Origin of the sequence: Sphingomonas sp. RIT328 (assembly GCF_000632225.1) — a bacterium.
Lineage (GTDB): Bacteria > Pseudomonadota > Alphaproteobacteria > Sphingomonadales > Sphingomonadaceae > Sphingomonas > Sphingomonas kyungheensis.
Map to the genome: position 1 here is coordinate 1 of NZ_JFYV01000032.1, position 25,532 is coordinate 25,532.

General features: G+C 68.4%; 23 protein-coding genes, 1 pseudogene and 1 other annotated feature. Of the genes and pseudogenes, 7 read left to right on the plus strand and 17 right to left on the minus strand.

Annotated features, from left to right (window positions below; translation table 11 throughout):
• A complete protein-coding gene (locus BW41_RS13640; protein ID WP_081793098.1) occupies nucleotides 1-1,026 on the plus strand; it encodes a LacI family DNA-binding transcriptional regulator in 1,026 nt (341 codons plus the stop codon).
• A 349-nt stretch (nucleotides 1,027-1,375) separates the two neighbouring features.
• On the opposite strand, the gene BW41_RS13645 is transcribed toward BW41_RS13640, so the two are convergent.
• The 9 genes from BW41_RS13645 to BW41_RS13685 all read right to left on the minus strand — a co-directional run bounded on the left by BW41_RS13645 (nucleotide 1,376) and on the right by BW41_RS13685 (nucleotide 9,120).
• The gene (locus BW41_RS13645) at nucleotides 1,376-1,609 is read right to left on the minus strand and encodes a cold-shock protein (protein ID WP_037535064.1); all 234 of its coding nucleotides are present in this window, start codon (nucleotides 1,607-1,609) and stop codon (nucleotides 1,376-1,378) included.
• Nucleotides 1,610-1,739: 130 nt separating this feature from the next.
• The gene (locus BW41_RS13650) at nucleotides 1,740-2,582 is read right to left on the minus strand and encodes a universal stress protein (RefSeq protein ID WP_037535065.1); all 843 of its coding nucleotides are present in this window, start codon (nucleotides 2,580-2,582) and stop codon (nucleotides 1,740-1,742) included.
• Between the two features lie 11 nt (nucleotides 2,583-2,593).
• Entirely contained in the window at nucleotides 2,594-4,078 is a 1,485-nt protein-coding gene (locus BW41_RS13655; RefSeq protein WP_037535066.1) for a SulP family inorganic anion transporter, read from the minus strand.
• Between the two features lie 87 nt (nucleotides 4,079-4,165).
• Nucleotides 4,166-4,220, minus strand: a sequence feature (sul1 is cis-regulatory element that is thought to sense ions involved in sulfur or methionine metabolism; They are found in Alphaproteobacteria).
• Nucleotides 4,221-4,464: 244 nt separating this feature from the next.
• The gene (locus tag BW41_RS13660; RefSeq protein WP_037535067.1) at nucleotides 4,465-5,751 is read right to left on the minus strand and encodes an arsenic transporter; all 1,287 of its coding nucleotides are present in this window, start codon (nucleotides 5,749-5,751) and stop codon (nucleotides 4,465-4,467) included.
• Nucleotides 5,751-6,179: an arsenate reductase (glutaredoxin) gene (gene arsC / locus BW41_RS13665; protein WP_037535068.1), complete on the minus strand. Its 429-nt coding sequence runs from the start codon at nucleotides 6,177-6,179 to the stop codon at nucleotides 5,751-5,753. Before arsC ends, BW41_RS13660 begins: the two co-directional genes overlap by 1 nt.
• 11 nt (nucleotides 6,180-6,190) lie before the next feature.
• The gene (locus BW41_RS13670; protein WP_037535069.1) at nucleotides 6,191-6,523 is read right to left on the minus strand and encodes an ArsR/SmtB family transcription factor; all 333 of its coding nucleotides are present in this window, start codon (nucleotides 6,521-6,523) and stop codon (nucleotides 6,191-6,193) included.
• Nucleotides 6,524-6,867: 344 nt separating this feature from the next.
• The gene (locus BW41_RS13675; protein ID WP_037535070.1) at nucleotides 6,868-7,458 is read right to left on the minus strand and encodes an NADPH-dependent FMN reductase; all 591 of its coding nucleotides are present in this window, start codon (nucleotides 7,456-7,458) and stop codon (nucleotides 6,868-6,870) included.
• A gap of 88 nt (nucleotides 7,459-7,546) precedes the next feature.
• Nucleotides 7,547-8,374: an alpha/beta fold hydrolase gene (locus tag BW41_RS13680; protein ID WP_037535071.1), complete on the minus strand. Its 828-nt coding sequence runs from the start codon at nucleotides 8,372-8,374 to the stop codon at nucleotides 7,547-7,549.
• 47 nt (nucleotides 8,375-8,421) lie between these two features.
• Nucleotides 8,422-9,120 (minus strand): pirin family protein, encoded by a 699-nt coding sequence (locus tag BW41_RS13685; RefSeq protein WP_037535072.1) that lies wholly within the window; start codon nucleotides 9,118-9,120, stop codon nucleotides 8,422-8,424.
• A 105-nt stretch (nucleotides 9,121-9,225) separates the two neighbouring features.
• Here BW41_RS13685 and BW41_RS13690 point away from each other — a divergent pair, with 105 nt between their 5' ends.
• Entirely contained in the window at nucleotides 9,226-10,143 is a 918-nt protein-coding gene (locus BW41_RS13690) for a LysR family transcriptional regulator (RefSeq protein ID WP_037535090.1), read from the plus strand.
• A gap of 282 nt (nucleotides 10,144-10,425) precedes the next feature.
• Here BW41_RS13690 and BW41_RS13695 read toward each other — a convergent pair whose 3' ends face one another.
• Entirely contained in the window at nucleotides 10,426-10,974 is a 549-nt protein-coding gene (locus tag BW41_RS13695; protein ID WP_037535073.1) for a TetR/AcrR family transcriptional regulator, read from the minus strand.
• Between the two features lie 57 nt (nucleotides 10,975-11,031).
• Here BW41_RS13695 and BW41_RS13700 point away from each other — a divergent pair, with 57 nt between their 5' ends.
• Complete coding sequence (locus tag BW41_RS13700) at nucleotides 11,032-11,502, plus strand: monooxygenase family protein (RefSeq protein WP_037535074.1); 471 nt, start codon at nucleotides 11,032-11,034, stop codon at nucleotides 11,500-11,502.
• 99 nt (nucleotides 11,503-11,601) lie between these two features.
• Here BW41_RS13700 and BW41_RS13705 read toward each other — a convergent pair whose 3' ends face one another.
• The 4 genes from BW41_RS13705 to BW41_RS13720 all read right to left on the minus strand — a co-directional run bounded on the left by BW41_RS13705 (nucleotide 11,602) and on the right by BW41_RS13720 (nucleotide 15,847).
• Nucleotides 11,602-11,856 (minus strand): hypothetical protein, encoded by a 255-nt coding sequence (locus tag BW41_RS13705; RefSeq protein WP_037535075.1) that lies wholly within the window; start codon nucleotides 11,854-11,856, stop codon nucleotides 11,602-11,604.
• 22 nt (nucleotides 11,857-11,878) lie between these two features.
• Nucleotides 11,879-12,862, minus strand: a complete 984-nt coding sequence (locus BW41_RS13710) for a glycerophosphodiester phosphodiesterase family protein (protein ID WP_037535076.1) — start codon at nucleotides 12,860-12,862, stop codon at nucleotides 11,879-11,881.
• 81 nt (nucleotides 12,863-12,943) lie between these two features.
• Nucleotides 12,944-14,230 carry a TonB-dependent receptor domain-containing protein gene (locus BW41_RS13715; RefSeq protein ID WP_235199770.1) on the minus strand — a complete coding sequence of 429 codons (1,287 nt, stop codon included), beginning with the start codon at nucleotides 14,228-14,230 and terminating at the stop codon, nucleotides 12,944-12,946.
• Between the two features lie 87 nt (nucleotides 14,231-14,317).
• Nucleotides 14,318-15,847 (minus strand): alpha-L-fucosidase, encoded by a 1,530-nt coding sequence (locus tag BW41_RS13720; RefSeq protein WP_235199771.1) that lies wholly within the window; start codon nucleotides 15,845-15,847, stop codon nucleotides 14,318-14,320.
• Between the two features lie 300 nt (nucleotides 15,848-16,147).
• Here BW41_RS13720 and BW41_RS21875 point away from each other — a divergent pair, with 300 nt between their 5' ends.
• A complete protein-coding gene (locus BW41_RS21875; RefSeq protein ID WP_037535077.1) occupies nucleotides 16,148-16,447 on the plus strand; it encodes a hypothetical protein in 300 nt (99 codons plus the stop codon).
• Between the two features lie 52 nt (nucleotides 16,448-16,499).
• Here BW41_RS21875 and BW41_RS13730 read toward each other — a convergent pair whose 3' ends face one another.
• Both BW41_RS13730 and BW41_RS13735 read right to left on the minus strand, forming a co-directional pair.
• On the minus strand, nucleotides 16,500-17,264 hold the full coding sequence (locus tag BW41_RS13730; RefSeq protein ID WP_037535078.1) for an IclR family transcriptional regulator: 765 nt from the start codon (nucleotides 17,262-17,264) through the stop codon (nucleotides 16,500-16,502).
• Nucleotides 17,265-17,338: 74 nt separating this feature from the next.
• Nucleotides 17,339-19,411 (minus strand): beta-galactosidase, encoded by a 2,073-nt coding sequence (locus BW41_RS13735; protein ID WP_037535093.1) that lies wholly within the window; start codon nucleotides 19,409-19,411, stop codon nucleotides 17,339-17,341.
• Between the two features lie 76 nt (nucleotides 19,412-19,487).
• Here BW41_RS13735 and BW41_RS13740 point away from each other — a divergent pair, with 76 nt between their 5' ends.
• Complete coding sequence (locus tag BW41_RS13740) at nucleotides 19,488-19,790, plus strand: hypothetical protein (protein WP_037535079.1); 303 nt, start codon at nucleotides 19,488-19,490, stop codon at nucleotides 19,788-19,790.
• A gap of 299 nt (nucleotides 19,791-20,089) precedes the next feature.
• Nucleotides 20,090-20,221 (plus strand): annotated as a pseudogene (locus tag BW41_RS21880) (methyl-accepting chemotaxis protein); the annotation flags it as partial.
• A gap of 879 nt (nucleotides 20,222-21,100) precedes the next feature.
• Here the strand turns inward: BW41_RS21880 and BW41_RS13750 are convergent.
• The gene (locus BW41_RS13750) at nucleotides 21,101-22,924 is read right to left on the minus strand and encodes a diguanylate cyclase (protein WP_081793099.1); all 1,824 of its coding nucleotides are present in this window, start codon (nucleotides 22,922-22,924) and stop codon (nucleotides 21,101-21,103) included.
• A 187-nt stretch (nucleotides 22,925-23,111) separates the two neighbouring features.
• Here BW41_RS13750 and BW41_RS13755 point away from each other — a divergent pair, with 187 nt between their 5' ends.
• The gene (locus BW41_RS13755) at nucleotides 23,112-25,475 is read left to right on the plus strand and encodes a membrane-bound PQQ-dependent dehydrogenase, glucose/quinate/shikimate family (RefSeq protein ID WP_037535081.1); all 2,364 of its coding nucleotides are present in this window, start codon (nucleotides 23,112-23,114) and stop codon (nucleotides 25,473-25,475) included.
• Nucleotides 25,476-25,532: the final 57 nt, after the last annotated feature.

Sequence of the window (25,532 nt, forward strand, 5' to 3'; positions counted from 1 at the left end):
ATGGTCCAGGCTCCGCATCGCACCACGATCGTCGACGTCGCCCGCCACGCCGGCGTGTCGACCAAGACGGTGTCGCGCGTGCTCAACGGCGAGCCGCACGTCACCGCCGACGTGATCCGTCGCGTCAGGGAGGCCGCCGCGGCGGTCGATTACCATCCCAACATGCTCGCCCGCGCGCTGGTCCAGCGCCGCTCGCACCTGATCGGGCTGGTCTATGAAAACCCCTCGCCCAGCTATGTCGTCGATCTGCAGAAGGGCGTGCTCGAACGGCTGCGCGACGACCATTACCGGCTCGTCGTCATCCCGATCGCGTCGATTTCGGAGCATGAGGCGGACGTCATCGGCCTGTTGCGCTCGGCAGCGCTCGACGGCGTGGTGCTCGCGCCGCCCGCGTCGGACAGCGCGCGGATCATGGCCGATCTGACCGCGGCGAGCATCCGCTTCGCGCGCATCGCCCCGACCCGCCTGATCGACGCTGGGCCGAGCAACCTCATCGACGACGTCAGCGCCGCGCGCGAGATCGCCGCGCATGTCATCGGCCTCGGCCATCGCGACATCGCGATCATCACCGGCGATCCCACCCACGCCTCGGCCGAGGCGCGGATGCAGGGGTTCGCCGAGGCCTTCGCCGCGGCGGAGATCACGGTGGCGCCGGATCGCGTCGCGACCGGCCTCTACACCTACGACAGCGGCCATGCCGCGGCGCGCACCCTGCTCGCCCGCGCCGAGCGGCCGACCGCGATCCTCGCGCAGAATGACGACATGGCGGTCGGCGCGCTGACCGCCGCGCTGGAGATGGGGCTGAGCGTGCCAGGCGACCTGTCGATCACCGGCTTCGACGATTCGGAGGTCGCGCGCATCGCCTGGCCGGCGATCACCACCGTCCGCCAGCCGGTGTTCGATATGGCGGTCGCCGCGGCCGACATGGTCGTCGCCCAGCTTCAGGATAGGCCCCCAGTGATGTGTCTGAACCATGGCCATCAGCTTATCGTCCGGCAATCGACGGGACCCGTACGCTCGTCCTGAACGGCAAAGCCTGCCTCGATAGGTCCGCCGGTATCGGCGTGTGCTGAAGGACGTTTTGGACGGGGATACTCGCCAATGAGACATTGGGACTTGCTCGGGCGGTGCGGGCGTCCCGGGACCATATTGTCCCGGCAGTATCAGATGGCGCGGTTCAGCTGAAAACGGAGGAGGGGGCAGGGGCGCCGACGGCGCCTCAGGAGCGGCGCTTCCGCCCTCGTCCTCCCCCGCAGCGGCCTGCGACGGTCTCGTCCTGGCAGCTGCGTCGAGGCGAGCCGTCTCAGTCCCGCAATGCCATGCCTTGCGGGGCGGCGCAGACCATCCCGCCGGCCGTTCGTCTCTGGCAAGCCGCTCATCGTCCGGGCGGAGGCGGTTGATCGCCCAGCATTTCCAGATCATCGGCCTCAAACCCGCCCTTGGGGCGCTCGACGAGCGTGAAGCGCCAGCGCTGGCCGCGCCTCAGTCCGGCAAAGCCGGCGCGCTCCGCCGCACGGACGTGGACGAAGACCTTGGGCTGCTTGTCGTCCCGCGAGATGAAGCCCCAGGCTCCACCCCGGTCGAGATATCTGATCGTTCCGGTCGGCATGGTGCGTCCTTTCGGGCCAGGCCCTCCTCGGCGCAGGCGAGGCGCATCGCCGCAGCGGATGCACCCGCGATGATCGCCGCTGTCGATCCGCCTCGGCGCGACACCGGGCTGTGCTGCGTCCCCGGCGATGTCAGCGCATCAGCAGCACCGGCGCGCGGACGGTGCGGATCATCGTCGTCGTCGTGCTGCCGACGATCAGGGTGCGCAGCGGCGAATGGCCGTAAGCGCCCATCACCAGCATCGCGCCGGGATGCGCCGCGATATGATCGCCGATCACCGCATCGACCTTGCCGTCCCGCAGGACGGTCCCGGCACAGGCGGGCAGCGCGGCTGCGGCTGCGCCGAGCCGATCGCGGTGTCGGCCGTCGTCCGGCCCCGCCATGACGAGATGGACCGGCAGACCATGGAATAGCGGCGAGGTCGCGACATGACGGACGGCGCGGCAGGCGGCGGGGCTGTTGTCGAAGGCGATCACCACCGCGTCGGGGGCCGCGGCGTCGCGCGAGGCGATCAGCACCGGCCTGTCGCTGGCGCGCACGACGCGTTCGACCTTGGAGCCGATATGGTCGGTCGCGAACGCGCCCGACGCGCCGCGCTTGCCGATGATGACCAATGCAGCATCGGCCTCGCGCTCGACGATCGTCTCCACGATCCCGCCATGCCGGTGCAACGGCGCGACCGCGATGCCCCGTGCCGTGAGGCGGGCGCCGCCTGCGTCGAGCAGGATGCGCCCTTCCTCGATGGCGAGACGCCCCGCCGCTTCCTCGATACGGGTCAGTTCCTCTAGCAGCTCGCTCTTGACGCCGAGGCCGATCGCGCCGCTGTGATCGTTGCGCGATGCGACGGCATCCCGGCGCTGGACGACGTGCAGCAGCTCGACATCGGCGCCGAGCCGGGTCGCGGCCCAGGCCGCCAGATCGACGACGCTGGTCGCATAGGCGGATGCATCGATACAGGCCAATATGCGGTTCATGAGCCCTCTCCTCAATGGGCGCCGAGCGCCGCTTCGGCGCCGGGCTTGTCATGGACGGCGAAGCGATCGACCATCGTCGCGCTCGCCTGATTGAGGCCGACGACCTCGACATGGGTGCCTTCGCGGCGGAACCGGAGGATCGCCCTGTCGAGGCTCCCCACCGCCGAAATGTCCCAGAAATGCGCGGCGGTCAGGTCGATGACGACCGTGTCCAGCACCGCCTTGAAGTCGAAGGCGTCGGCGAACCGCTCGGACGAGGCGAAGAACACCTGACCCGAGACGCGGTAGGTCCGCGTCCGGCCGTCCGCGCTGAGCTCGGACGTCACGTCGAACAGGCGCCTGACCTTGCCGGCGAAGAACAGGCCGGACAGGATCACGCCCGCGACCACGCCCTGCGCCAGATCGTGCGTCGAGACGACGACCAGCACCGTCGCCAGCATGACGACCGAGGATTGCCACGGATGGCTCCTGAGGGTCGTGATCGATCCCCAGGAGAAGGTGCCGATCGACACCATGATCATCACCGCGACCAGCGCCGGCATCGGAATGCGCGCGACCAGCGGCCCCAGCACGACGATCAGGAACAGCAGGAACACGCCCGAGACGAAGGTGGAAAGGCGGGTCGAGCCGCCCGACTTCACGTTGATGACCGACTGGCCGATCATCGCGCAGCCACCCATCCCGCCGAGGAAGCCGGTCAGGACATTGGCGATGCCCTGTCCCTTCATCTCGCGGCGCTTGTTCGATGGCGTGTCGGTCAGATCATCGACGATCTGCGCGGTCATCATCGATTCCAGCAGGCCCACCGCCGCCATCGTCAGCGCATAGGGGAAGATGATGCGCAGCGTTTCCAGCGTGAACGGCACCTGCGGGATGCCGAAGGCGGGCAGCGACGAGGGCAGCTTGCCCATGTCGCCCACCGTGTTGACGTGCACGCCGGCATAGATCGAGACGATCGTCAGGATGACGATCGCGACCAGCGGCGACGGGATCGCCTTGGTCAGCCGCGGGAACAGATAGATGATCGCCAGGCCCGCCGCGACCATCGCATAGGTTTCCCACCCGACGTGGGTGAGCTGGGGAAGCTGCGCGATGAAGATGAGGATCGCGAGCGCGTTGACGAAGCCGGTGATGACCGAGCGCGACACATATTGCATCAGCAGGTCGAGCTTGAGGAAGCCGGCGACGCCCTGGATCAGCCCCATCAGGATGGTGGCGGCAAACAGGTACGGGACGCCGTGATCGCGGATCAGCGGCAGGACGAGAACGGCGATCGCCGCGGTCGCGGCCGAGATCATGCCGGGGCGGCCGCCCACAGCTGAGATGATGACGGCGATGGAGAAGGAGGCAAACAGCCCGACGCTGGGATCGACGCCGGCAATGATCGAGAAGCCGATGGCCTCCGGGATCAGCGCGAGCGCGACGACGATACCCGCCAGCACGTCCGCGCGCGGGTTCGAGAGCCATTCGCGTCGCAGCGAAGTAGCAAATGTCATGTAGAAACCTGATCGCAATAGCGAGGGGCGCACGCCGTCAGACGCGTTCGATCAACGATGCTCGGAAGCGAGGCCCAAATTCGCTATGGTTATCCCGGGGATAGGCGCCGGGCCGAGCCACCCGAATCGATCCGGGTCCGTCGAAGGCCCTTAGATAGTCACCGATCGGCCCATATTGCAACTGCGGACATCCGTGGCGTCGCCTCGGCCTTCCGGTCCGCCGATCCCGGCCGTCAGGATCGTCGCGCCGTCGCGAAGCGCGACCGCTCCGTGGCCGTGGCGTTCGGGCTGCACCAGCGCTGCCCCTCCGACCATAGCGACGCTTCGCGCCGTTCGGGGACGGCCGGAGGATCGACGCCGGGATATCGGTCCGGGGCGCGCAGGCATCAGGCCTGTCCGATCCGCAGCGCCAGCGCCGCGAGGGTGACGAGGAGGACCGGCACGGTGAGCGTGACCCCGACCCGGAGATAATAGCCCCAGCCGATCCGCACGCCCTTCTGCCCGAGGACGTGGAGCCACAGCAGGGTCGCGAGCGAGCCGATCGGCGTCACTTTGGGGCCGAGGTCGCACCCGATGACGTTGGCGTAGATCATCGCGTCCCTGACCGCCCCGGTCGCATGCGTCGCGTCGATCGACAGCGCGCCGACCAGAACGGTCGGCATGTTGTTCATCAGCGACGACAGGAGGGCTGCGATCACGCCGGTTCCCAGCGCCGCGCCCCACACGCCGCCCTGCGCGATGCGGTCGAGCAGCGCTGCCAGATGATCCGTCAGGCCGGCGTTGCGCAGGCCGAAGACGACGAGATACATGCCCAGCGAGAAGATCACGACCTGCCAGGGTGCGCCGCGCAGCACCGCGCCGGTCTGGATGACATGGCCGCGGCCTGCGACCGCCAGCAGCAGGATCGCGCCGGCCGCGGCGACGGCGCTGACCGGCACGCCGAGCGGTTCGAGCAGGAAGAAGCCGGCGAGCAGCAGCGCGAGGACGATCCCTCCGGCGCGGAAGGTCGCAGCGTCGCGGATCGCCTCGCGCGGCGCCCGCAGCGCCCCGACGTCATAATCCTGCGGGATGTCGCGCCCGAAGAACAGCAGCAGCGCGCCCAGCGTCGCGGCGATCGAGACGAGGTCGACCGGCACCATCACGGCGGCATAGTCGCGAAACCCGATCCCGAAGACGTCGGCGGATACGATGTTGACGAGGTTCGAGACGACCAGCGGCAGGCTGGCGGTATCGGCGACGAACCCGGCCGCCATGACGAACGCCAGCGTCGCTCTGTCCCGGAAGCCCAGCGCGCGCAGCATGGCGATGACGATCGGCGTCAGGATCAGCGCCGCGCCGTCATTGGCGAACAGCGCCGACACCGCCGCGCCGAGCAGCACGATCAGCACGAACAGCCGCCGTCCGTGCCCCTTGCCCCAGCGGGCGACATGCAGCGCCGCCCATTCGAAGAATCCGGCTTCGTCCAACAGCAGGCTGATGACGATGATCGCGACGAAGGCGGCGGTCGCGTTCCAGACGATCCCCCATACCACCGGCACGTCGGACAAGGTGACGACGCCGGCGAGCAGCGCGACGATCGCACCGCCCATCGCGCTCCACCCGATGCCGAGGCCCTTGGGTTGCCAGATGACGAGCGCGATCGTCGCGACGAAGATCAGGACGGCCAGCAGCATCAGACGAGGCGCTGGCCCGAAGCGTCCACCACAAGCTCGCCGTCCTCCTTCGCGAACGCGCCGAGCTGGTCGCGCGGCAGCAGATCGAGCACCGCTTCGGACGGCCGGCACAGCGTCACGCCGAGCGGCGAGACGACCAGCGGCCGGTTGATGAGGATCGGATGCGCCATCATCGCATCCACCAGCGCCTCGTCGGACAGCGCCGGGTCGCCCAGGCCCAGCTCCGCATAGGGTGTGCCCTTCTCGCGCAGCAGCGCGCGCGGCGTCATGCCGGCGCGGTCGATCAGCTCGACCAGCAGCGCGCGCGAGGGCGGCGTTTTCAGATATTCGATCACGTGCGGCTCGATGCCGGCATTGCGGATCAGGCCGAGCGTGTTGCGCGACGTGCCGCAATCGGGGTTGTGATAGATGACGATATCGACGGCCACGGGGCGTCCTTTCAGCAGCAGGGGGCGAGTTCGGCGAGCAGCGGCGCGCACACGTCGGGTGAGCCTGCGCAGCAGTCCTTGACCAGAAACAGCGTCAGCGCGCGCAGACCGTCGAGGTCGGCACGGTAGATGATCGATCGACCGTGCCGTTCGGCGCGCACGATGCCGGCGCGCGCGAGGATGCCGAGATGCGCCGACATGGTGTTTTGCGGCACGTCGCACTGACGGGCGATATCGCCCGCCGCTAGGCCGTCCGGCTCGTGCCGCACCAGCAGCCGGAACACGTCCAGCCTCGTACCCTGCGCGAGCGCGCCCAGCGCGGTGATCGCCGAATCCTTATCCATATATCCAGCATAACGGATATATCGTGGTGCGATAGCCGTGTCTGGCGGTTTTCCGCCGCAATCGGTGTCCGGGACCGCATGTTGCGATGGCGTTCGGGACGATCCGCCCGCAAGCCGGACCGGCGGCTCGGTGTTCGCGGCGATGGTCTGCCCCGGTCCGCCATCCGGATGCGAGGCGCGCGTCCAGACCGGATCCGCCCGGATGGACCGGCGGATGCCGCCCGTCCGGCGGGCGTCAGCTGGCCGGGGGCCGGATGAGGACGGCTTCGGTCATCGTCCCGCCCGGCCGCGATGCAGGGTCCGGCGTTCGGCGCCGAGGCCGGCGCGCATCGCCCGTCACCGGATCAATAGGGCGGAGCGCGACGCTCGCGCTGGCTGCGGGCGGCCTCCGTCCACCAGCCGAGGTCGTCGGCGAAGCGCGGGAAGGCGTGGCTGAGGGCGGCGCCGCCATCGCCCGCCGGCGCGCCCGCCGCGTCGAAGGCATGGCCGATCCCGCCGACCGCGATCGTGCTCGACACCACCACCATGCCCATCTCGGACAGGATGCCGTGCCAGGCGAGCCCGGCGCGCGCGCCGGCGAACCGCCCGGCCGAGTAACTGACGATCGCCGCCGGCCGCCAATACCATTCCTCCAGGAAGTGGTCGGTGAGGTTCTTGAGGCCGGGCTGGACGCTCCAATTATATTCGCCGGCGACGAAGACGAAGGCGTCGGCCGCGCTGATCTTCGCGGCGAGCGTCTCCAGCGCGGGCGGCGCCTCGCCCTCGGGATATTCCTTGTACATGCGGTCGAGCATCGGGAGATCGAGCGCCTTGGCGTCGACCAGCTCGGCCGCTGCACCCCGCGCCGCGAAGGCGCCGACCAGCCATTCGGCAAGCGCGATGCCCTGCCGGTCGGAACGGTAGGAGCCGTAGAAGATCAGTATCCGGTCGCCCATCGCGACGTCTCCCTGTGATGCCTGCCTGTGATGCCTGCCTGTCGTGCGAACGCACGGGGCGCGCAACCGCCCCGTGCGCCCTCGTCGGTCAGCCCTGGATGAAGGCGAGCAGGTCGGCGGTGATCCGCTCGGCATGGGTCACCGGCATGCCGTGCGGCAGGCCGGGATAGGAGATGAGCTTCGCTCCCTTGATGAGTCCGGCGGACATCTTGCCGGTGGTGGCAAAGGGCACGACCTGATCGTCCTCGCCGTGCAGCACCAGCGTCGGCACGTCGATCGCCTTGAGGTCGTCGGTGAAGTCGGTTTCGGAAAAGGCCTTGATGCCGAGCATATGCGCGAGCGCCGAACCCATCATCCCCTGCCGCCACCAGTTGAGCCGCACCGCCTCCTTCACCGCCGCACCCTCGCGATTGTAGCCGAAGAAGGGGAGGGTGAAGTCATGGTAGAATTGCGCGCGGTTGGTGGCGGTCTGCTCGCGCACCATGTCGAACACCTCCATCGGCACGCCGTCCGGATTGGCGTCGGTCCGGACCATGATCGGCGCGACCGCGCTCACCAGCACCGCCTTGCCGACCCGGCCGGGCTTGGCGCGGGCGACATAGCGGGCGACCTCGCCACCGCCGGTCGAATGGCCGACATGGACCGCATCCCTGAGGTCGAGCGCGTCGGTCAGCGCGACGACGTCGGCGACATAGCTGTCCATGTCGTGGCCGCCGGCGCTCTGCGTCGAGCGGCCGTGGCCACGCCGGTCATGGGCGATCACCCGATAGCCCTTCTGGACGAAGGCGATCATCTGCGCATCCCAATCGTCCGAACTGAGCGGCCAGCCATGATGGAACATGACGACGGGCGCGTCCTTGGCGCCCCAGTCCTTGTAGAAGATGTCGGTGGCGTCGGCGGTGGTGATGAACGGCATGACGGGTCTCCCTTGCAGCTGTGAGGATACGCGGTACGGATGGGGGATCAGGCGGCGTCGACGAGGACGATCTCGGCATCCTCGATCGCGGTGACGCGGAGCACGGCCTCCGCGGCGATGGCGGCACCGTCGCGCGCCTCCAGACGGGTGCCGTTGACCTCGATCGTGCCGGTCGCGGGGACGAGATAGCCGTGGCGATCCGCGCCGAGCGGGTAGTCGGCGCTCTCGCCCGCCTTGAGCGTGGCGGCGACGATCCGCGCGTCGGTGCGGATCGGCAGCGCGTCGGCATCGTCGGCGAAACCGCTGGCCAGCGTCACGAACTGCCCCGAACGCGCGCCCCGCGGGAAGGGCTTGGCGCCCCACGACGGCGCCTGACCCCGCGTCTTGGGCTCGATCCAGATCTGGAAGATGCGGGTGGTGCCGGCCTCCCTGTTGTATTCGGAGTGGCGGACGCCCGATCCCGCGCTCATCACCTGCACGTCGCCAGCCTCGGTACGGCCGATGTTGCCGAGCGAATCCTGGTGGGTGATCGCCCCTTCGCGGACATAGGTGATGATCTCCATGTCGGCGTGCGGATGCGGCGGGAAGCCGGTGCCGGGCGCGATCGTATCGTCGTTCCAGACGCGGATGTCGCCCCAGCCCATCCGGGCGGGATCATGATAGCCCGCGAACGAGAAATGATGCTTGGCGTCGAGCCAGCCGTGGTTGGCGCCACCGAGGCTGCGGAAGGGACGACGGTCGATCATGGTTCGGTCTCCTGGCGGGAGCGTTGCTGCTCCGATGACCGCAAGATGCGCCTCGATCGCACTTGACGAAACGGCAAGCTTGGCATCTCATCCTTGCCGGAAATGGTGAAGCGTCTTCCCGACCTCGAAGCCTGGGCGATCTTCGCCAGGGTCGCCGAACACGGCTCCTTCTCGGGTGCGGCGCGCGCGATGGGCATGTCCGATCCCACCGTGTCGAAGGCGATCGCCCGGCTGGAGGCGCGGCTGGGCCTCACGCTGATCGCGCGCACGTCGCGCCGCATCGCGCTCACCGATGCGGGCCGCGCCGCGCTCGACCGCGCGACGCGCATCCTCAGCGAGGGCGAGGCGGTCGAGGACGAAGCCGGCGAGCAATCCAACGTGCCGCGCGGGCGCGTGCGGATCAGCGCGCCGCTGTCGTTCGGCATCGCCTATCTCGGCGCGACGCTGCCAGCGTTCCTCGACGCCTATCCCGAGATCACCGTCGATTTTGCGCTGAGCGATCGCAAGGTCGACCTGGTGGCGGAAGGCTTCGATGTCGCGCTGCGGATCGCCAGCCTCGACGATTCGTCGCTGCTGTCGCGCCGGCTCTGCCCGGTCCGGCTGCTGCTGGTGGCCTCGCCCGCCTATCTCGATCGCCACGGCATGCCGACGCATCCGGCCGAGCTCGGCCGGCATCGCGCGCTCGCCTATACGGGCGGTGCCTCCCGGATGTGGCGCTTCACGCACCCGACCTTCGGGGAAGAGGCGGTCGAACCGCCGGTGCGGGTCTGGACCGACAATGCCGATCTGCTCAACCCGGCGCTCGTCGCCGGGCAGGGCCTTGCGATCCAGCCCGAATTCCTGATCTGGCGCGAATTGCGCGACGGCCAGCTGGCGGTCGCGATGCCGGACTGGACGGTGACGCCGCTGGGCCTCCATCTCGTCATGCCGCCCAGTCCGTTGCGGCCGCTGCGGGTGCAGGCGCTCATCGACCATCTGGCCCGCGAGCTGGCGAACGCGCCTTGGGGTTGCGATGCAGTATAGGCGAAACGAACCGCCGCGCCATCGATCGATGGCGCCTGACGGATGAGCGGAGCGACATCACGCCGCTGCGAAGCGGACGTTCCGCTTTCGCCCAAGCCCGGACAGCCCTGTCTTATCAGCCTCTTCGGGAGAGGCGGCGGTATCGGGCAAGGTCCGCCGCCGCTACCTGCCTTCCATTCCTGTTATCCATGAACCGATCATGCGCCGCGCGCTGTCAGCCTCGGGATGAACGGATGGGTGAAGCTGGATAGCGCGCGGACTGCCGCGAACGACCCTTACCGCTCAACCAGGGTCCGGGGGAGCCAGGCCCGCCACGACGAGCGACAGCGCGGCATGTTCGAGCCGTGCGTCTCCGGGCGGTAAGCCACCGTCGAGCGCGAGCGTCGCCATGCCGTGCACGGCCGACCAGCAGGCGAGCGTGGCGGCGTCCGGATCGGCCGGCGCGAGCTGTCGGACGCGCCGTACCATGACCCCATAGGCATTGTCCTCGACGGGGGGCGGGCCACAATCGTGCCCGGAGAACATCAGGCGGAACAGGGCCGGACGGGCGCGGGCGAAGGCGAGATAGGCTTCGCCTTGCGCGATCAGTGCGGCGCGTGCGTCGCGCTGCGCATCGGCCGCGAGCAGCGCGGTCTTGAGGTCGACAAAGCCCCGCATCGCCACCGCGGCCAACAGCGCCGCTTTGTCACGGAAATGTCGGTAGGGTGCCATCGCCGACACGCCGGCATCGCGCGCGACGGCGCGCAGGCCGATGTCTTCGCCCCGCTCGAGCGCGGACAATGCAGCCGCAACGAGACGCGCCGGTAGATCGACGGATTTCGGATCGCCCATGTTTACATCGTACACCGATAGCCTATGTGTACGATGTACACGACAGGGAGCCCGACAATGCAAGCGTCGATCAACCGCCAATCGGTCGATCTTTCGGCCTATCCCGATCTCGTCATGATCCTGCTCGGCTTCCGGGTGAAGGGATGGCGCGGCCTGCGCGCGCTGCGCCGGATCGGACCGGGCCTGCATGCCATCGCCCGCAACCGGCCTGACGGTCTGCTGGCGCATGAAGGCATGATGTTCAGCCTGACCCACTTCGGCTTCCGCCAATATTGGCAGGATATGGACAGTCTGGAGCGCTTCACGCGCGGCGGGCCGCACGCCGACTGGTGGCGCGATGTCCGCGCACTGTCGGCAGGGGCAGGATTCTGGCACGAAACCTATCACGCCAGGGGCGGCGTGGAGGCGCTGTACGTCGCCATGCCGGAGCCCGTCGGTCTGCAGCACTTTGCGGCGGAGCGGCGCCCGGACGGCCCGTTTATGTCGGCTCGATCCAGGATCCAGGGCGGCGCGGCTTCCGTCGGCTGAGGGTGGGATATGAGGGCCTGGCGGCGTTCGGCGCCTCTGTTCCCGTGACGCCAAGGCCGTGATGGTCATGCCATCCGTCCGCGGGCAGCGTCGGATGCGTCAATGTTCGCTAAGTTCGACGACCTCGAAATCGAAGCCTTTCCATCCGTGTCGTTTGGCCGCCTGCTGCGTCAGCGCTTCCTTGGCGGCGGCTTCCTTGATGGAGGTCGTGTGGCCCCAGAATACCTCCGTCTTGCCGTTATGCAGATGCGCGACGATCCGCCAGTAATGGGTGAATGGCGCGGCGGTGGGACCGATCGTCTTGACATAGCCGTCGGCCATCGTCGCGGTCAGGTAGCGCTTCTTTCTGGCCATCGCGCCACCCGTAGCGGATCGGCTACGGGCGCGGGAGGGGGGCGTGACCCCGATCGTTGCGCCCGGTGCTCTGCGGCGCCCGTCGGCGGATTTCACGATAGCGCAGCAGCGCTTCGACGGCATCGGTCTGGATCAGGCGCACGCCCATAGCCGCGAGGCGCCCCCAGATTGCGGCGGGGTCCTGCCGGGCTTCGGGGTCGCCGCCCATGCCCGTCACGAAGCCCTTGAACAGCGTGTTGATCCAGACCGGCACGCCGAGTGCTTTCGCACGGCTCATGATCACGGGCAGCGTCGTCAGCGGCACGATCGGCAGTTCGGCCGCGATCGGCCTGATCCGCCCCTGCATCTGGCTGGCGATGATCTGCGGCACATCGCCCGCCGCCGGATCGGCGGTGATCGGGATGACGGCGAAGGGCACGCGGTCATAGGGCGGGATCGTCGCCAGCGGGACCGAGGCGACGCCGGCGAAGGTCTTGACGATCACCCGGTCCTGCGCGCCGGCGCGATGCACGGCATCGACGACCTCGCCGTAGATCATGTCCTTGACGTCGAGGTTGAGGACGATGCGGTCCTTCGCCAGCGCGAGCAGGTCGTCGAGGGTCGGGATCGTCTGGTCGGTGAGCGCCGCCGTCGCGCCGCCCTCGTCCTGACGCAGCCGTAGCGCCTGCAACTGCGCGAGGCTGAGGTCGGCGACCTTGCCGGTGCCGTTCGTGGTCCGGTCGACGCTGTCGTCGTGCAGGATGACGAGATGGCCGTCGCGGCTGCGACGCACGTCGGTCTCCATCACGTCGGCACCGAGAACGACGCACTGGCGCAGCGCCGCGATTGAGTTTTCCGGCTTGCTCCCCAAAGCGTGGAGCGGCGCGGCTTCGTGGCAGCCGCGATGCGCGATGACGATCAGGCCGCCATCGGGGTCGGCGAGACGGCGCAGGGCATCGGCGGGGGCCGCTTGGACGGTGGAGGGCGCGAGCGCCGCAACGGCGACGGCGAGAAGCGGACGATACATGGCAGGCTTTCACAGGAGACGGGGATGGGAGAAAGGGCCCGGTCGGCTACCCTCTCCGGCGCGATCACGGTCAGTGCGGGCTCACCAGGAGCGGCTGACGATCAGCCGCACGTTGCGGCCGAACAGGGGGCGGCCGAAGATCGCGGTCGGCACGCCCTGGCCGAACCGGTCGCCCGCCGTATTGCCCTCGGTAAAGCCGTGCGCGTTGGTGATATTGTCGCCGACGACCTGCACCTGCCAGGCGCCATCCGAGACGATCCCGCCGAGGCCGAACGACCCGTAGGCCGGCAGCGCGGTGGAATTGAAGAAGTCGGTGTAGCGGCGGCCGACATAATCGTAGCGACCGTAGAGGCTGACCTTGGTGGCGCCGAAAGCGACATCGGCGGTCGGGCGCACGTTGAGGAACAGCCTAGGCTCGCGGACGATCTGCTTGCCGTTGGCACGGCTGCCGTCGAGGCCGGTGTTGCTGCTGAAGTTGAGGTAGCGCGGGTGCTGGACGGTCACCGACCCGGCGAGCGAGAAGGGGCCGGGCAGGCGCAGGCGACCATCGGCCTCCATCCCCTTGGTTTCGGCGGTGCCGATGAAGGTGGTGGTCACATCGGCGCGGCCGGTCGCCGGGTTGAAGCCGGCGAAGCTGGCGTTCAGCGGATCGAACTTGGTGTAGAAGCCGGTGACGTACAGATAGGATCCACCCGCAGCGAGCTTGACGCCCGCCTCGTACAGCTTGGCCTTGGTCGGAACCACCGCGGGGGTGGGGTAGGTGAAGGCGATGGTGGTGTTCTGCGGCACGTCGAGCTGCGACGCGCGCAGATACATGCCGATATGGCGGCTGAGATCGTAATTGCCGCCGACCGTCCAGTTGGTCGCCTGCTGCTTGAGGCGCAGCGTGCCGATCGCGCCCGTGAAGCCGCGGGTATTGTTGTCGGCCAGCGTCGTCGGATCGCCGAAATTATACGCCCCGGTCAGCCGGTCATAGCCGCTGTAGCTATACCATTCGTGGCGGAAGCCCGCGTCGAGGCGCAGCCGGTCGGTGATGTCCCAGCTGTCGGTGCCATAGAGCGCGATCAGCTGGCCATCGACGTTGCCGGCATTGAGCGACACCGCATCGTTGAGCGACCCATGGTCGGTGACATAGCCCAGCACCGCGCCGCTCGCCGCATAGGCGGCGAGGTCGAGCACGCGGGGCTGCGATTTCACCTGGATCAGATAGTTTTGATAGGCGGTGAACATCGTCTGGCCCCACAGCGAGCCGTAGCTGCCGACCCGGATGTCGTGCGTGCCGAAGCCGGTATCGAGCTTGCGCGTCACCGACAGGTCGCCCTGCGTCGAATAGAAATCGGTCTGGATCGCGCGATATTGCGCCTGCATCACCAGCCCCGAATCGGCCGACGGATCATAGGCGCCAAGGCCGCCGCCGCCGCCGCCGCCGCCGTGGCGTCATGGTGGGGCGACCGATCAGGCAAGCGTCATCGCCACCACGCTGGCATGGCGTGACGGCAAGGTGGCGGGCAGGTCGACGACCAGACCCTCCGCGGTCTGACGATAGGAAAGCGCCCCCTTGTGGCCGAGCAGGCGCACGGCGCGGACGGTGTCGGACCGACCGTCCGCCCCGCTGCGCAGCGCCGTCACGACAAGGCGGGTCTTGGGCTCGGTCAGCGTGATGGCATAGAGGGTCTTGCCGCGCGTGGTGAAGCGGATGTCGCCATCCACATAATCGGCCTTTTCCGAAAAGGCGCCCTCGGTCCCCTGTGTCGGCCCTTCGCCGAACCGCGTCCAGGGCCGCGTGCCGTGGATCGCCTCGCCGTTGACCGTCATCCACGCGGCAAGATCATCCAGCAATTGCTCGGACTGCGGGGGAAGGCTGCCGTCGCCGAGCAACACGACGTTGAGCAGCAGATTGCCGTTCTTGCTGACGACATCGGCGAGCGTCGCGATCACCTGCGCCGCCGTCTTGTAGGTGTCGTCCTGCTTGTAGAACCAGTCGCCGTTCGAAGTGTCGGTCTGCCATGGCTTGGGGTTGATCCCGGTCAGCGCGCCGCGCTCGACGTCCTGCGTCGACCAGGCGTCGCTGAATTCCCCCGAGCCGAGATTCTTGCAGGTGTAGACGACGTCGACGGTGCCGCGCTTCGAGCCGCCGTTATAGTAATGCGCCAGCATCTGCCGCCCGATGTCGCCGAACGGCAACCCGCCGTCCGAATAGAGCAGATCGGGCTTGTAGCTGTCGATCAGATCGCGGATCCGCTTGAGCCAGTGCGCCTGATAGGCCGCGTTCCGGGTATACCAGGACGCCGGCGTGTTGATGAACGGTTCGTCGCGATTGTCGTGGTAGAGATCGGCGTAGCGGGGATCGGCGCCGTCGTAGCTGACCCCCAGTTTCGGCCAGAACTGATCGTACAGATGGTTGGGATACCACCAGGTGTAGCTCGCCCCCAGATGTTCCGACACGCCGAAGCGCAAGCCGTGACGCTTGGCCGCCGCCTGCAACTCGCCGACGATGTCGCGCTTCGGCCCCATCACCGTGGCATTCCAGCGATGATGCCGGGATCGCCACAGATCGAAATTGTCGTGATGCACGCCCATCGAGACGATGTAGCGCGCACCCGCGGCGCGATAGCGCGCGACCAGCGCCTCCGGGTCGAACTTGTCCGCCGTCCACAGCGGAATGATGTCCTTATAGCCCTTCTCCGAAGGGTGGCCGTAGGTCTTGACGTGATGGTCGTAATGCGGGTGGCCGGGCGTATACATGAAGCGGGCGTACCAGTCGCCCTGGCCGGGTACCGCCTGCGGTCCCCAATGCGCCCAGATGCCGAACTTGGCATCGCGGAACCAGGCGGGCGTGTCATAGGCGCTGAGCGATGTCGTCGTCGGCTGGAACGGCCCCGGTGCGATGGCCGGCATCGCCTGGGCCACGGCACGGCCGGCGCCGGCAGCCGCCACCGTCGTCCCCACCACGCCCCCGAGCATTTCGCGCTTGCTGATCTTCACCTCGTCATCCTCCCTTGTCGGCTGCGAAGGCCGCTATCGATCCGCCGCGCACGCATGAGACGGTAGCCTATCCGGCCCGCCATTTCGCCTCGGCCATTCATGAGAATTGATTTTCATATGTGACCTCTGCTGTCATCGCAGGGCTTGGCCTTGGACGCAAGGGTCATCGGCGAGCCAGCGGCCATCTACAACCATATACGAATATCTATTTTCACATGTGAAGACTCATGATACGCCGTCGGGCAACGATCCGCGTCATGCGGGCGACAGGAGAGGGCAACGAGGGGTAACGATCACATCATGGTGGCCAGTTCGGCGCTCGCGATCGCGGTGGCGCTGGCGGGGGCACCCGTCGCGGCGCAGGCGGCACAGGATAGGCCGGCCGGATCGACGACGCAGCCGGCCGATGCCGCCGTAGACCGAGGCGTTGCGCGACTTCGTCATCCTGCATTACAAGCAGACGCAGCGGGTCGACACGCCGACCTGGCGCCGCCGGGGGAGGCCCGCGCAGCGCTCCGCCGGATGCGCGCGCTGATGCAGAGGGGAGCCGAGGCGATGCCGACCCATGCGGGCTTCCTGTCGGGGGAACGGACCGGCTGAGCGCACCGACGCCGTGACCGCACCGTCGCGGGCGATCGCAACCGGCGCGGTTTCAGACGGGGCGGTGACCGAGCGCGATCGATGTCGCTGCCGCCGCCTCCTTCAGCAGCGCGCGCGCCGCGATCAGCTCGGCCGCCTGCGATCCGCCGATCTGACCCAGGAACGGGATGGTGAGTGCCGCCGCCCCGAACCCGTCGCGGCCGCATATCGGAAAGCTGATATCGGTCACGCCGCCCGTGATCGCGCTCTTGCGCTGCTCGTACCCCCGCTTGCGCACCGCGGCCAGCCGGGCCACGTTCGACGCATAGGCCTCATAGCCGATCGCATGCAGCAGACTGGCGCGCTGGTCTTCCGTGGTGAAGGCCAGCAGCACCTGTCCCGAGCAACTCGTCATCAGATCGACCTCGGCGCCCAGCCGCAGCGAAAAGCCCCGCGTGCCCGGATTCTCCTCGCGGTGAATGACCAGACCCTTGGCGCCGTTCACGACGACGAGATGGCACGACTGGGCGGCCTCGCTCGCCAATTGCCGCATGAACGGACGCGCGGCCGCGACGACATCCTGCGCCGGCGTGGCGTGGAAGGCGAGGTCCAGCAATTTATACGAGACGGAATAGCGGTCGTCGGCACTGGATTTCTGCAGATAGCCCATCTTCTCCAGCACCACGACGATGCGGAACAACTCGCCGACCGAACGGCCGAGCAGCACCGCCATCTCGCTGACCAGCGCGCCGCCGGGTTGGCGGCGCAGCATCTCCAGTATCTCGAAGGCCTTTTCGACAGCCGGCGCGGCGTAGGACGCTTTCAGACCGTCGCGCATGCGCTCTCCCAATGCTGACCGGAGCGCGCCTTGCGATGCCCGTCCGGCAGTGTCAAATGCCGCCGGGCGCCAGGCTAGCGCATCAGCGCGACGCCATAGGGTTCGAGGTCGACCGTGCCGGTCGCGGTGCGACCGGTGAGGGCGTCGGTCCGGCGGCCATTGATGGTCACCTTTGCCGGCTTGGCCGTCGTGTTCACATAGAGCGTCCGGCCGTCCACGATCCGCGCGGAGACGCCGTCGGGCGTCACCGGCCCGGGCGTGATCCCGACCGAGGGGTAGAGCGAGCGGATCAACGGCTGGATGAATTCGGGCTGCGCCGCCGTGGCGAGATAGATCGCCCGCCCCTTGCCATAACGGTTGACGGTGATCGCCGGGGACGGATTGCCCGTGTTGGTGAAGCGGGCGAGCACCTGTGCGGTCGACGGTTCGAGCACCTCATAATAGGGGTCGCTGCCGGTCAGCGTCGCGGTGCCGAACTGCACCGTCAACGGCGTGTCGGCGCGGTAGAAGGCGTTGGTCCGCAGGCCGAAGACGTCGGTCAGCCCGCCGGGCAGGGGCGTGTCGAACCACTTGCCCGTCGCATCGACTTTCGCCGAATAGCCGGTCATCACGACGGTGCCGCCATTCTTGACATAGGCCCGGATCGCATCGGAGGTCGGCCGATCGACCAGATAGGCGGTCGGCATCACGATCAGCTTGTAGGTGTCGAGCCGATCATGGCCGACGTCGATCGTCGCCGCGTCGATATTGTCGCGGAAGAACGGGAAATAGGCGTTGCCGACCTGCTTGCGGTAATCGGCCTTGTAATATTCCTGCATGGTGTTGGGACCGGGCGGCGGATTGACCAGCCAATTGGTCTGATAGGAATAGGCGACCGCCACGTCCGGCCGGCCCGTGCGCGGGAACCCCAGCGTCTTCAGCGTCTTCATCTCGGCGGCAATGCGTGCGAACTCGCCCACCTTCCAGGGCGGCCGATCGTCATGATCGATCAGTCCGAACAGCGCCTGCTCCTCGCCGCCGAGATGCGAATTGAACGTCCAGGCGAGGAAGGCCTGGGAATAATAGAGCAGGCCGAAATAGGCCCACATGCGGGACCGGCCCGGCGTGCCGTAATAGCCGCCCCCGCCCGCGGTGAATTCGTTGAACCAGACCGGCGTCGTATGGCCGGCGCGGTTGAACATCACGTCGACCGCCGCATCGGCCGGATCGCCGGGATAGAAGCCGAGCGCGCCATAGGTCGAGATCTCGTCCCACGAACGCAGGAAGTCGAACCCCTTCTGGCCGGCATAAGGCCAGAGGTTGGACAGGACCGGGACATCAGGCGCGCGTTGCTTGCGCACCGCCTCCAGATCCTTGAGCGCACCCAAGGTGTCGTCCGACCAATAGCGGCGCAGGTCGAGATAGCGTTCGTTGGGCCCCGGCCCCCGCTCATAGGGGAGATCGACCTCCGACCAGTCGTTGATGCGCCGCGACCAGCGTTGCGTCGCCCACGCCTTGTTCAGCGCCGCGATCGTGCCGTAGCGCTGCTGCAGCCAGGCGACGAACCGATCGCGATCCGCGGCGGAATAGGACATGCGACCGTTGCCGATCTCATTGTCATAGCCGATCGCGATCACCGCCGGATGCTTGGCGTAGCGTTGCAGCATCCGGTCGGCGAGGCGTTTCGCCAGGCGGCGGTAATCCGGATCGCTGATATTGTCCCAGTACCGGGTGGCGGCGTTCAGCCGGGTGCCGTTCTGGTCGACGATGTCGACGCCGGGATAATGTTTGTGCAGCCAGGTCGGCGCCGGCTCGCCGGGAATGTCGAGCACGACGCGGATGCCCGCCGCCTGCATCTGATCGAGGATCGCGTCGAACCACTCGAAGGTGAACTGGCCTTCCTGCGGCTCGAACGCGTCCCACGACAGATCGCCCATCCGCACCACGTTGAAGCCCGCCTGCTTCATCACCGCAATGTCCTGCCGGATCTGTGCCGTCGAGCGATCGACCGGCTGGTAGTTGGTGCCGACGTACAGGTCGCCCTTGCCGGGCCATTGCGGATGCCCCTGCGCGCTCTGCGCCAGGGAGGATGTCGCCATCGATCCTGCCGCCCCGAGGCACATGGCCACCGAAAGCGCCGCCTTGGTCAGGTTACGACCCTTCACCATCATGCAATCCCCTCATTGGCGTCGATACCGGCGCGCATGGCCCGCGCTGCCCGACTGTTCCGAAGTATGTGCACCTATGCAAACAAGTTATCATCTGCGCAAGACGATCGTCGCGACGGGCAAGGCGCAGGCATCCGTCCTCGCCTGGCCGATGATCGGCGTGTCCGACCTGACCGGGGGATGTGCCAGCCGATATGTCCGCTCCTCCTATCCGGTCGACCATCCGCCGGCCGCGGCCACCGTCGACCGGCGGGGGCTTCTCCTGTCGTCCGGGGCGACGGCGTTCCAGCCGCCCCTGTCGGACCGCAGCCTGGGCCATGAGGCGCGGGTCCGGCTGCTGTATCGTGGCGGCGACGGCTCGCCCCTTACCGGACGATGATCGCCATCGCGACGTTCGGCAGCGCGAGCGCCGTCACGCCGGCATAGCGCACCGGCCGCCATCAGCGACCTGGCGCCACACGGCGCGCCTGAGACGATCGATGCAGCCATCCGTGCGCCCCCGCGACGCCGAGGCCTTGAATCTAAATTGCTGAGAAAGCCCGATACGGCCCTAGATGTTATGGTAAATACGCGGTACCGGCGGCAAACTGTTCACGAAAGCTATCGATGCCGCGCCGGATCCGTTCCCTGCTTCATTCGCTCAGCGGCGAAGTGCTGGCCCATGCCCAACAGGCCGAAGACATCGCCAGCCGCACCAACCTGCTCGCGCTCAACGCGACGATCGAGGCGGCGCGGGCGGGCGAGGCCGGCCGTGGCTTCTCGATCGTCGCGCAGGAGGTGAAATCGCTCGCCGGCTCGGCGCGCACCGCGGCGATGAGCTTCCGCGACGAGGTGCTCGGCTATCTCGCGACGGGGACCGCGCTGGCGGACGAACTGGCCAGCGACATGGAGGGCGGGCGGCTGGCGGACCTTGCCCAGTCGATCGCGGATACGTTGGGCCGCACGCTATACGATCGTTCGATCGACATCCGCATGCTCGCGACCGATTATTCGCTGGTCGAGGCGCTGCTGGTCGACCCGGCCGCGCCGCGCGTCGCGGCGCGCGCGCTCGACCGGCTGCGCACGTTGCTGGGGTGTTCGCCCTATTTTCTCAACGCCTTCGCCGTCAACAGCGACGGCCGCGTCGCGGTCTGTGCGCATGCCAATGCGGCGGTGCGCGACGTCGATTTCAGCGGCTATCCGCAATTCCAGCGCGCGATGGCCGCACCCGCCGCGGTCGAATGGATGACCGACGAGATCTGGCAAAACCCCTGGTCGAACGACCGCAAGGTGCTGATCTTCGTCGCGCCCGTCCGTTTCGAGGGGACGACGATCGGGGTCTGCTATCTCGAGTTCGATTTCGAGGGGCAGGCGGGCGCGATCATGAACGTCGTCAACCGCAAGGCGACCAATGCGGTCGGATCGATCGTCGACGCCGCGGGCAAGGTCGTCGCGACCACCGGCAGCTATGCCTGGCATGCGCCGCATCCGCACGCGACCCGGGACGAGATGGTCGCCAAGGCATCCGACGGGCTCAACACCGCGCAGGCGCGCGTGCTGTCCGATCGCGCGATCACCGACCTCCACCTGTGCTGCATCATCGAGGAGCATGTCGCCACCGAACAGGAGATCGCGCGGACGCTGGCGCAGCGCCGCCGATAGCGGGCGAACCCCGACGCGTCCGTCGCGATGGCGGTCGTCCCGCCGCCGTCAGGCCGCGACGAGGCTGATCGTCGCGCGGTTCCGGCCCTCGCGCTTGGACTGGTAGAGCGCGACGTCGGCGGCCTGGATCAGCGTCGAGCCGTCCCGCGCCATCGGCTCCGACCAGGTCGCGATGCCGAACGACATGCTGGTCGAGCCGAGGCTGCGGCTGCCGTGCCGGACGCTCAGCTCGGCGATCGCGCGCCGGACGATCTCGACGCGGCCGGCCAGCGCATCGGCGGTCGTGCCGGGGGCGATGATGGTGAATTCCTCGCCGCCGAAGCGGCAGACGACGTCGCCGTCGCGGAAGCGGCCGCGCATCTCCGCGGCGACATGCTGCAACACCGCATCACCGGCATCATGGCCGAATTCGTCGTTGAACCGCTTGAAATGGTCGATGTCGCACATGACGAGGCTGAGCGGCGTACCGGCGCGGGCGGCGCGCGCGATCTCCAGCTTGAGCGTCTCTTCCATGTAGCGGCGGTTGAACAGGCCGGTGAGCGGATCGCGGATCGTCTGCTCGCGCAGCGAGCGCTGCAGGCGATGGTTGACCAGCGCCGAGGCGATATTCTCGGTCAGCACGGCCATGCGGAAGCGATTCTCGTCCTCGATCCGGCCCTGCAGGTAGAGCACGCCGATCACCTCACCGCCCGCGAGCAGCGGTTCGCAATGATAGAGTTCGTCCGCGCCGACATGGCCGCAGACGATGTCGCGACCCGCTTCGGCGACGGAATGGCTCTGCCCGCGGCGCAACGCCCAGCAGCGTTCCGGCGCGAAGCCCTCGGCCGCGACGGCGGTGCCGCCCCAGCTAGCGATCGGCACCAGGCAGTTGCGCGAATTGTTGTGCGCGTAGAGGGCGCCGGGCAGGTTGGGCAGCACGCGCGGCACGAAGACCTTGATGATCTGCGCCAGTTCGTCGTCGGTGCGGGCGGCCTGCATGCGGTGCGACATGCCGCCGAGCAGCTCGATCACCGAGCCGCGTTCGCGCAGCGTCTCGCTGTTGCGGTGCAGTTCGGCATTGGCGGTCTGCAACTGCCGCTCGCTGTCCGCCCGGTCGGCGACGGCGGTCCTCAGCCGCTCCGCCATCGCGTTATAGCCGCGGGCCAGCCGGTCGAACTCCTCGGACCCCATCCGCCCCTCGATACGCGCGTCCTGCTCGCCGCCGCCCAGGGCGGTCATGGCACGCATCATCGTCGCCAGCGGCCGGCGGATGCCGCGGATCAGCAGCGCGAAGCTGGCGACGACGAGCAGCGCGACGACGACCGCGCCGATGATCGCGAGCCGCCGCCCGCCGGCGAGCCGCCGGTCCGCCGCATCCTGCCGGCTCGTCTGCAAGGCGCGCTCCTCGTCGAGGAAGCCGGTGGCGCGGACGCTGATCGCATCCATCAGCTCACGCCCGCGCCCGCTGGCGACGATGGCGACCGCGCCGGCGAAATCGCCGCGCCGCGCGAGGACCAGCGGCTGGCGCAGGAAGACGGCGCGCTGCGCCATCAGCGTCGCGATCTCGCGCGCCCTGGCATGTTGCAGCGGGTTGTCGGCGGTCTGCCGGACCGCGACCGCGATATTGCGCGCCGAGCTTTCCACCCGTTCGGCGAACGACCGGGCATAAGCGGGATTGCGCGTGATGATGAAGCCGCGCTGGCCCGATTCCGCCTCGCGCAGATCGCCGAGCGCCGCCTCGGTCGTTTCGATCACCTCGGCCGAATGGCCGGCCCATTCGAAGCTCTGGCTGGTCTGCCGGGACGCATCGACGAGCAGACCGGCCAGCGAGGCCAGGGCGATCAGGACGACGAGGCCGATCGCGGCGATCCGTGCTGAGAGAGACGACAACATGCCGGCGACGGTAGCGGCCAGAATTTAGCATCCTGTTACCCGGTCGCCGTCCGGCACGACGGCGTATCGAACGTGCCTGACGCGGGCGCGGGCCGTATGTCCGTGTCTTGGGACGGTCCGGGTCGCCATCGCGTAACTTCTGCCAAGTTCGGACGTTGACCGCCAAACGGGCGGAAGGACGCAAGGCATGGCTCGGCTGTACAGACTGGCGCTCGCGTGGTGCCTGGCCATTCTCGGCGGTTTCTTCGCCGTGGCCGGTGGCGTGCTCGCCTCGCTCGGCGGGTCGCTCTATTATCTGGTCGCCGGGCTGGCGATGATCGCCAGCGGCGCGTTGCTCGGCCGTGCGCCGCGGTCGGGCCGCTGGCTGTTCGGCGCGATCTGGCTCGGCACGCTGATCTGGGCCGTGTGGGAAGTCGGGCTGGACGGCCTGCAGCTTGTCCCGCGGCTGGTCGCGCCGACCGTGCTGCTGGTGCTGGTGCTGCTCACCGGCTGGCGCCCGCGGGCGTGGCGGCCCGATCGGCGCGCGGTGGCCGCGACGACCGCGATGCTGCTCGCGCTCGGCATCGGCGGGGTCGTGCTGCATGGCGCGGGGGCAGGGGCGCAGGGCGCGGGCGGCGCCACCCTTCCCGCCGCCCCGACCGGCGAGGCGGACGGCGACTGGCGCGATTATGGTGGCACGCTGTCGGGCCGGCGCTATTCCGCGCTCGCCGATATCACGCCGCAGAACGTCGGCCGGCTCGAGCTCGCCTGGACGCAGCGCACCGGCGATCTGCCGGTGGCGGCAGAGACGCAGGAGCACAAGCGCGAATATCATTCCGAGGCGACGCCGATCCATATCGGCGACACGCTCTACACCTGCACGCCGCATTCCTTCGTCCAGGCGATCGACGCCACCACCGGCAAGACCAAGTGGAGCTGGCACGAGGATGCGCCGATCGCCGGCAACAATTATCTGGTCTGCCGCGGCGTCACCTATTTCGAGGCGCCGGCGGGGACGCCGTGCCCGCACCGCATCTTCGCGCCGACCTTCAACGCGCGGCTGGTGGCGCTCGACGCCGACAGCGGGCGGCCCTGCCGGAGCTTCGCGCAGGGCGGCGCGATCGACCTGCGCGCCAATATGGGGACGTCGAAGCCCTCGGATCAGATCGGCACCACGCCGCCGGTCGTCGTCAACAACCGGCTGATCATCGGCGAGCGGATCATCGACAACGTCAACCGCGACATTCCGTCGGGCGTGGTGCGCGCCTATGATCCGGTGTCGGGCGCGCCGGTCTGGGCCTGGGACGTCGGCCGCTCGCCGGACGCGATCGCGCCGCTGCCCGCGGGGCAGACCTATACGCGCGGCACGCCCAACGTCTGGGGCGCGATCACCGCCGATGCCGCCAACGGCCTCGTCTATCTCGGCACGGGCAATGCCTCGCCCGATTACTGGATCGGCTATCGCCGGCCGTTCGACGATCGCTTCGGCTCGTCGATCGTCGCGCTCGACGTCGCGACCGGCAAGCTGCGCTGGACGCGGCAGCTCGTCCACCGCGACATGTGGGACATGGACCTGCCGATCGGCCCGTCGCTGTTCGACTATCGCGCGCCCGATGGGCAGGTGATCCCGGCGCTGATCCAGACCAGCAAGATGGGGCAGGTGTTCTTCCTCAACCGCCTGACCGGCGCGCCGATCGCCGCGATCACCGAACGGCCGGTGCGCACCGACGGCGCGACGCCGGGCGTGCGCGTGTCGCCGACGCAGCCCTTCTCGACCGGCATGCCGAGCTTCACCCCGCCCGCGCCGACCGAGGTCGCCACCTGGGGCGCGACGCCGATCGACCAGCTCTTCTGCCGGATCGACATCCGGCGGGCGCAGGGCACGGGCATCTATCAGCCCATGGGGCTGAAGCCGATCATCGGCCATCCCGCCTTCGACGGCGTCACCGACTGGGGCGGCGCGGCGGTCGATCCGGTGCGCGGCATCATGACGGTCAACACGATGGAGATGCCGTTCAAGCTCTGGCTGATGCGCCGCGACGATCCGCGCGTCGCGTCGCTGATGAAGCAGAAGCAGGGCGGCGAGAATGCCATGCAGGCGCAGCTCCAGACGCAGTACAACACCCCCTATGTCGCGGTGGTGAAGGCCTGGGTCGGCATCTTCGGCGCGCCCTGCGTCGCGCCGCCCTGGGGGCATCTCACCGCGGTCGATCTCGGCACGCGCAAGGTGGTGTGGCGCAAGGTGCTGGGGACGGCGCGCGACACCGGCCTGTTCGGATCGCATCTCGGCGTGCCGATCAAGACCGGCGTGCCCAATCTCGGCGGCTCGATCATCACCGCGGGCGGCCTTGCCTTCATCGGCGCGACCACCGACCAATATCTGCGCGCCTTCGACCTCAATAGCGGCAAGGTGGTGTGGAAGGCGCGGCTGCCGGCGGGCGCGCAGGCGACGCCGATGACCTATCGCGGGCGCGACGGACGGCAATATGTCGTGATCACCGCGGGGGGCCATGGCGCGCTGGGAACGCGCTACGGTGACTATACGCTGGCGTACGCCTTGCCGAAGCGCTGACGGCGCTTCGGCGTCGGCAGCCGGATCGCGCGCCGCCGTGGCGTCACGGCCGGTCGC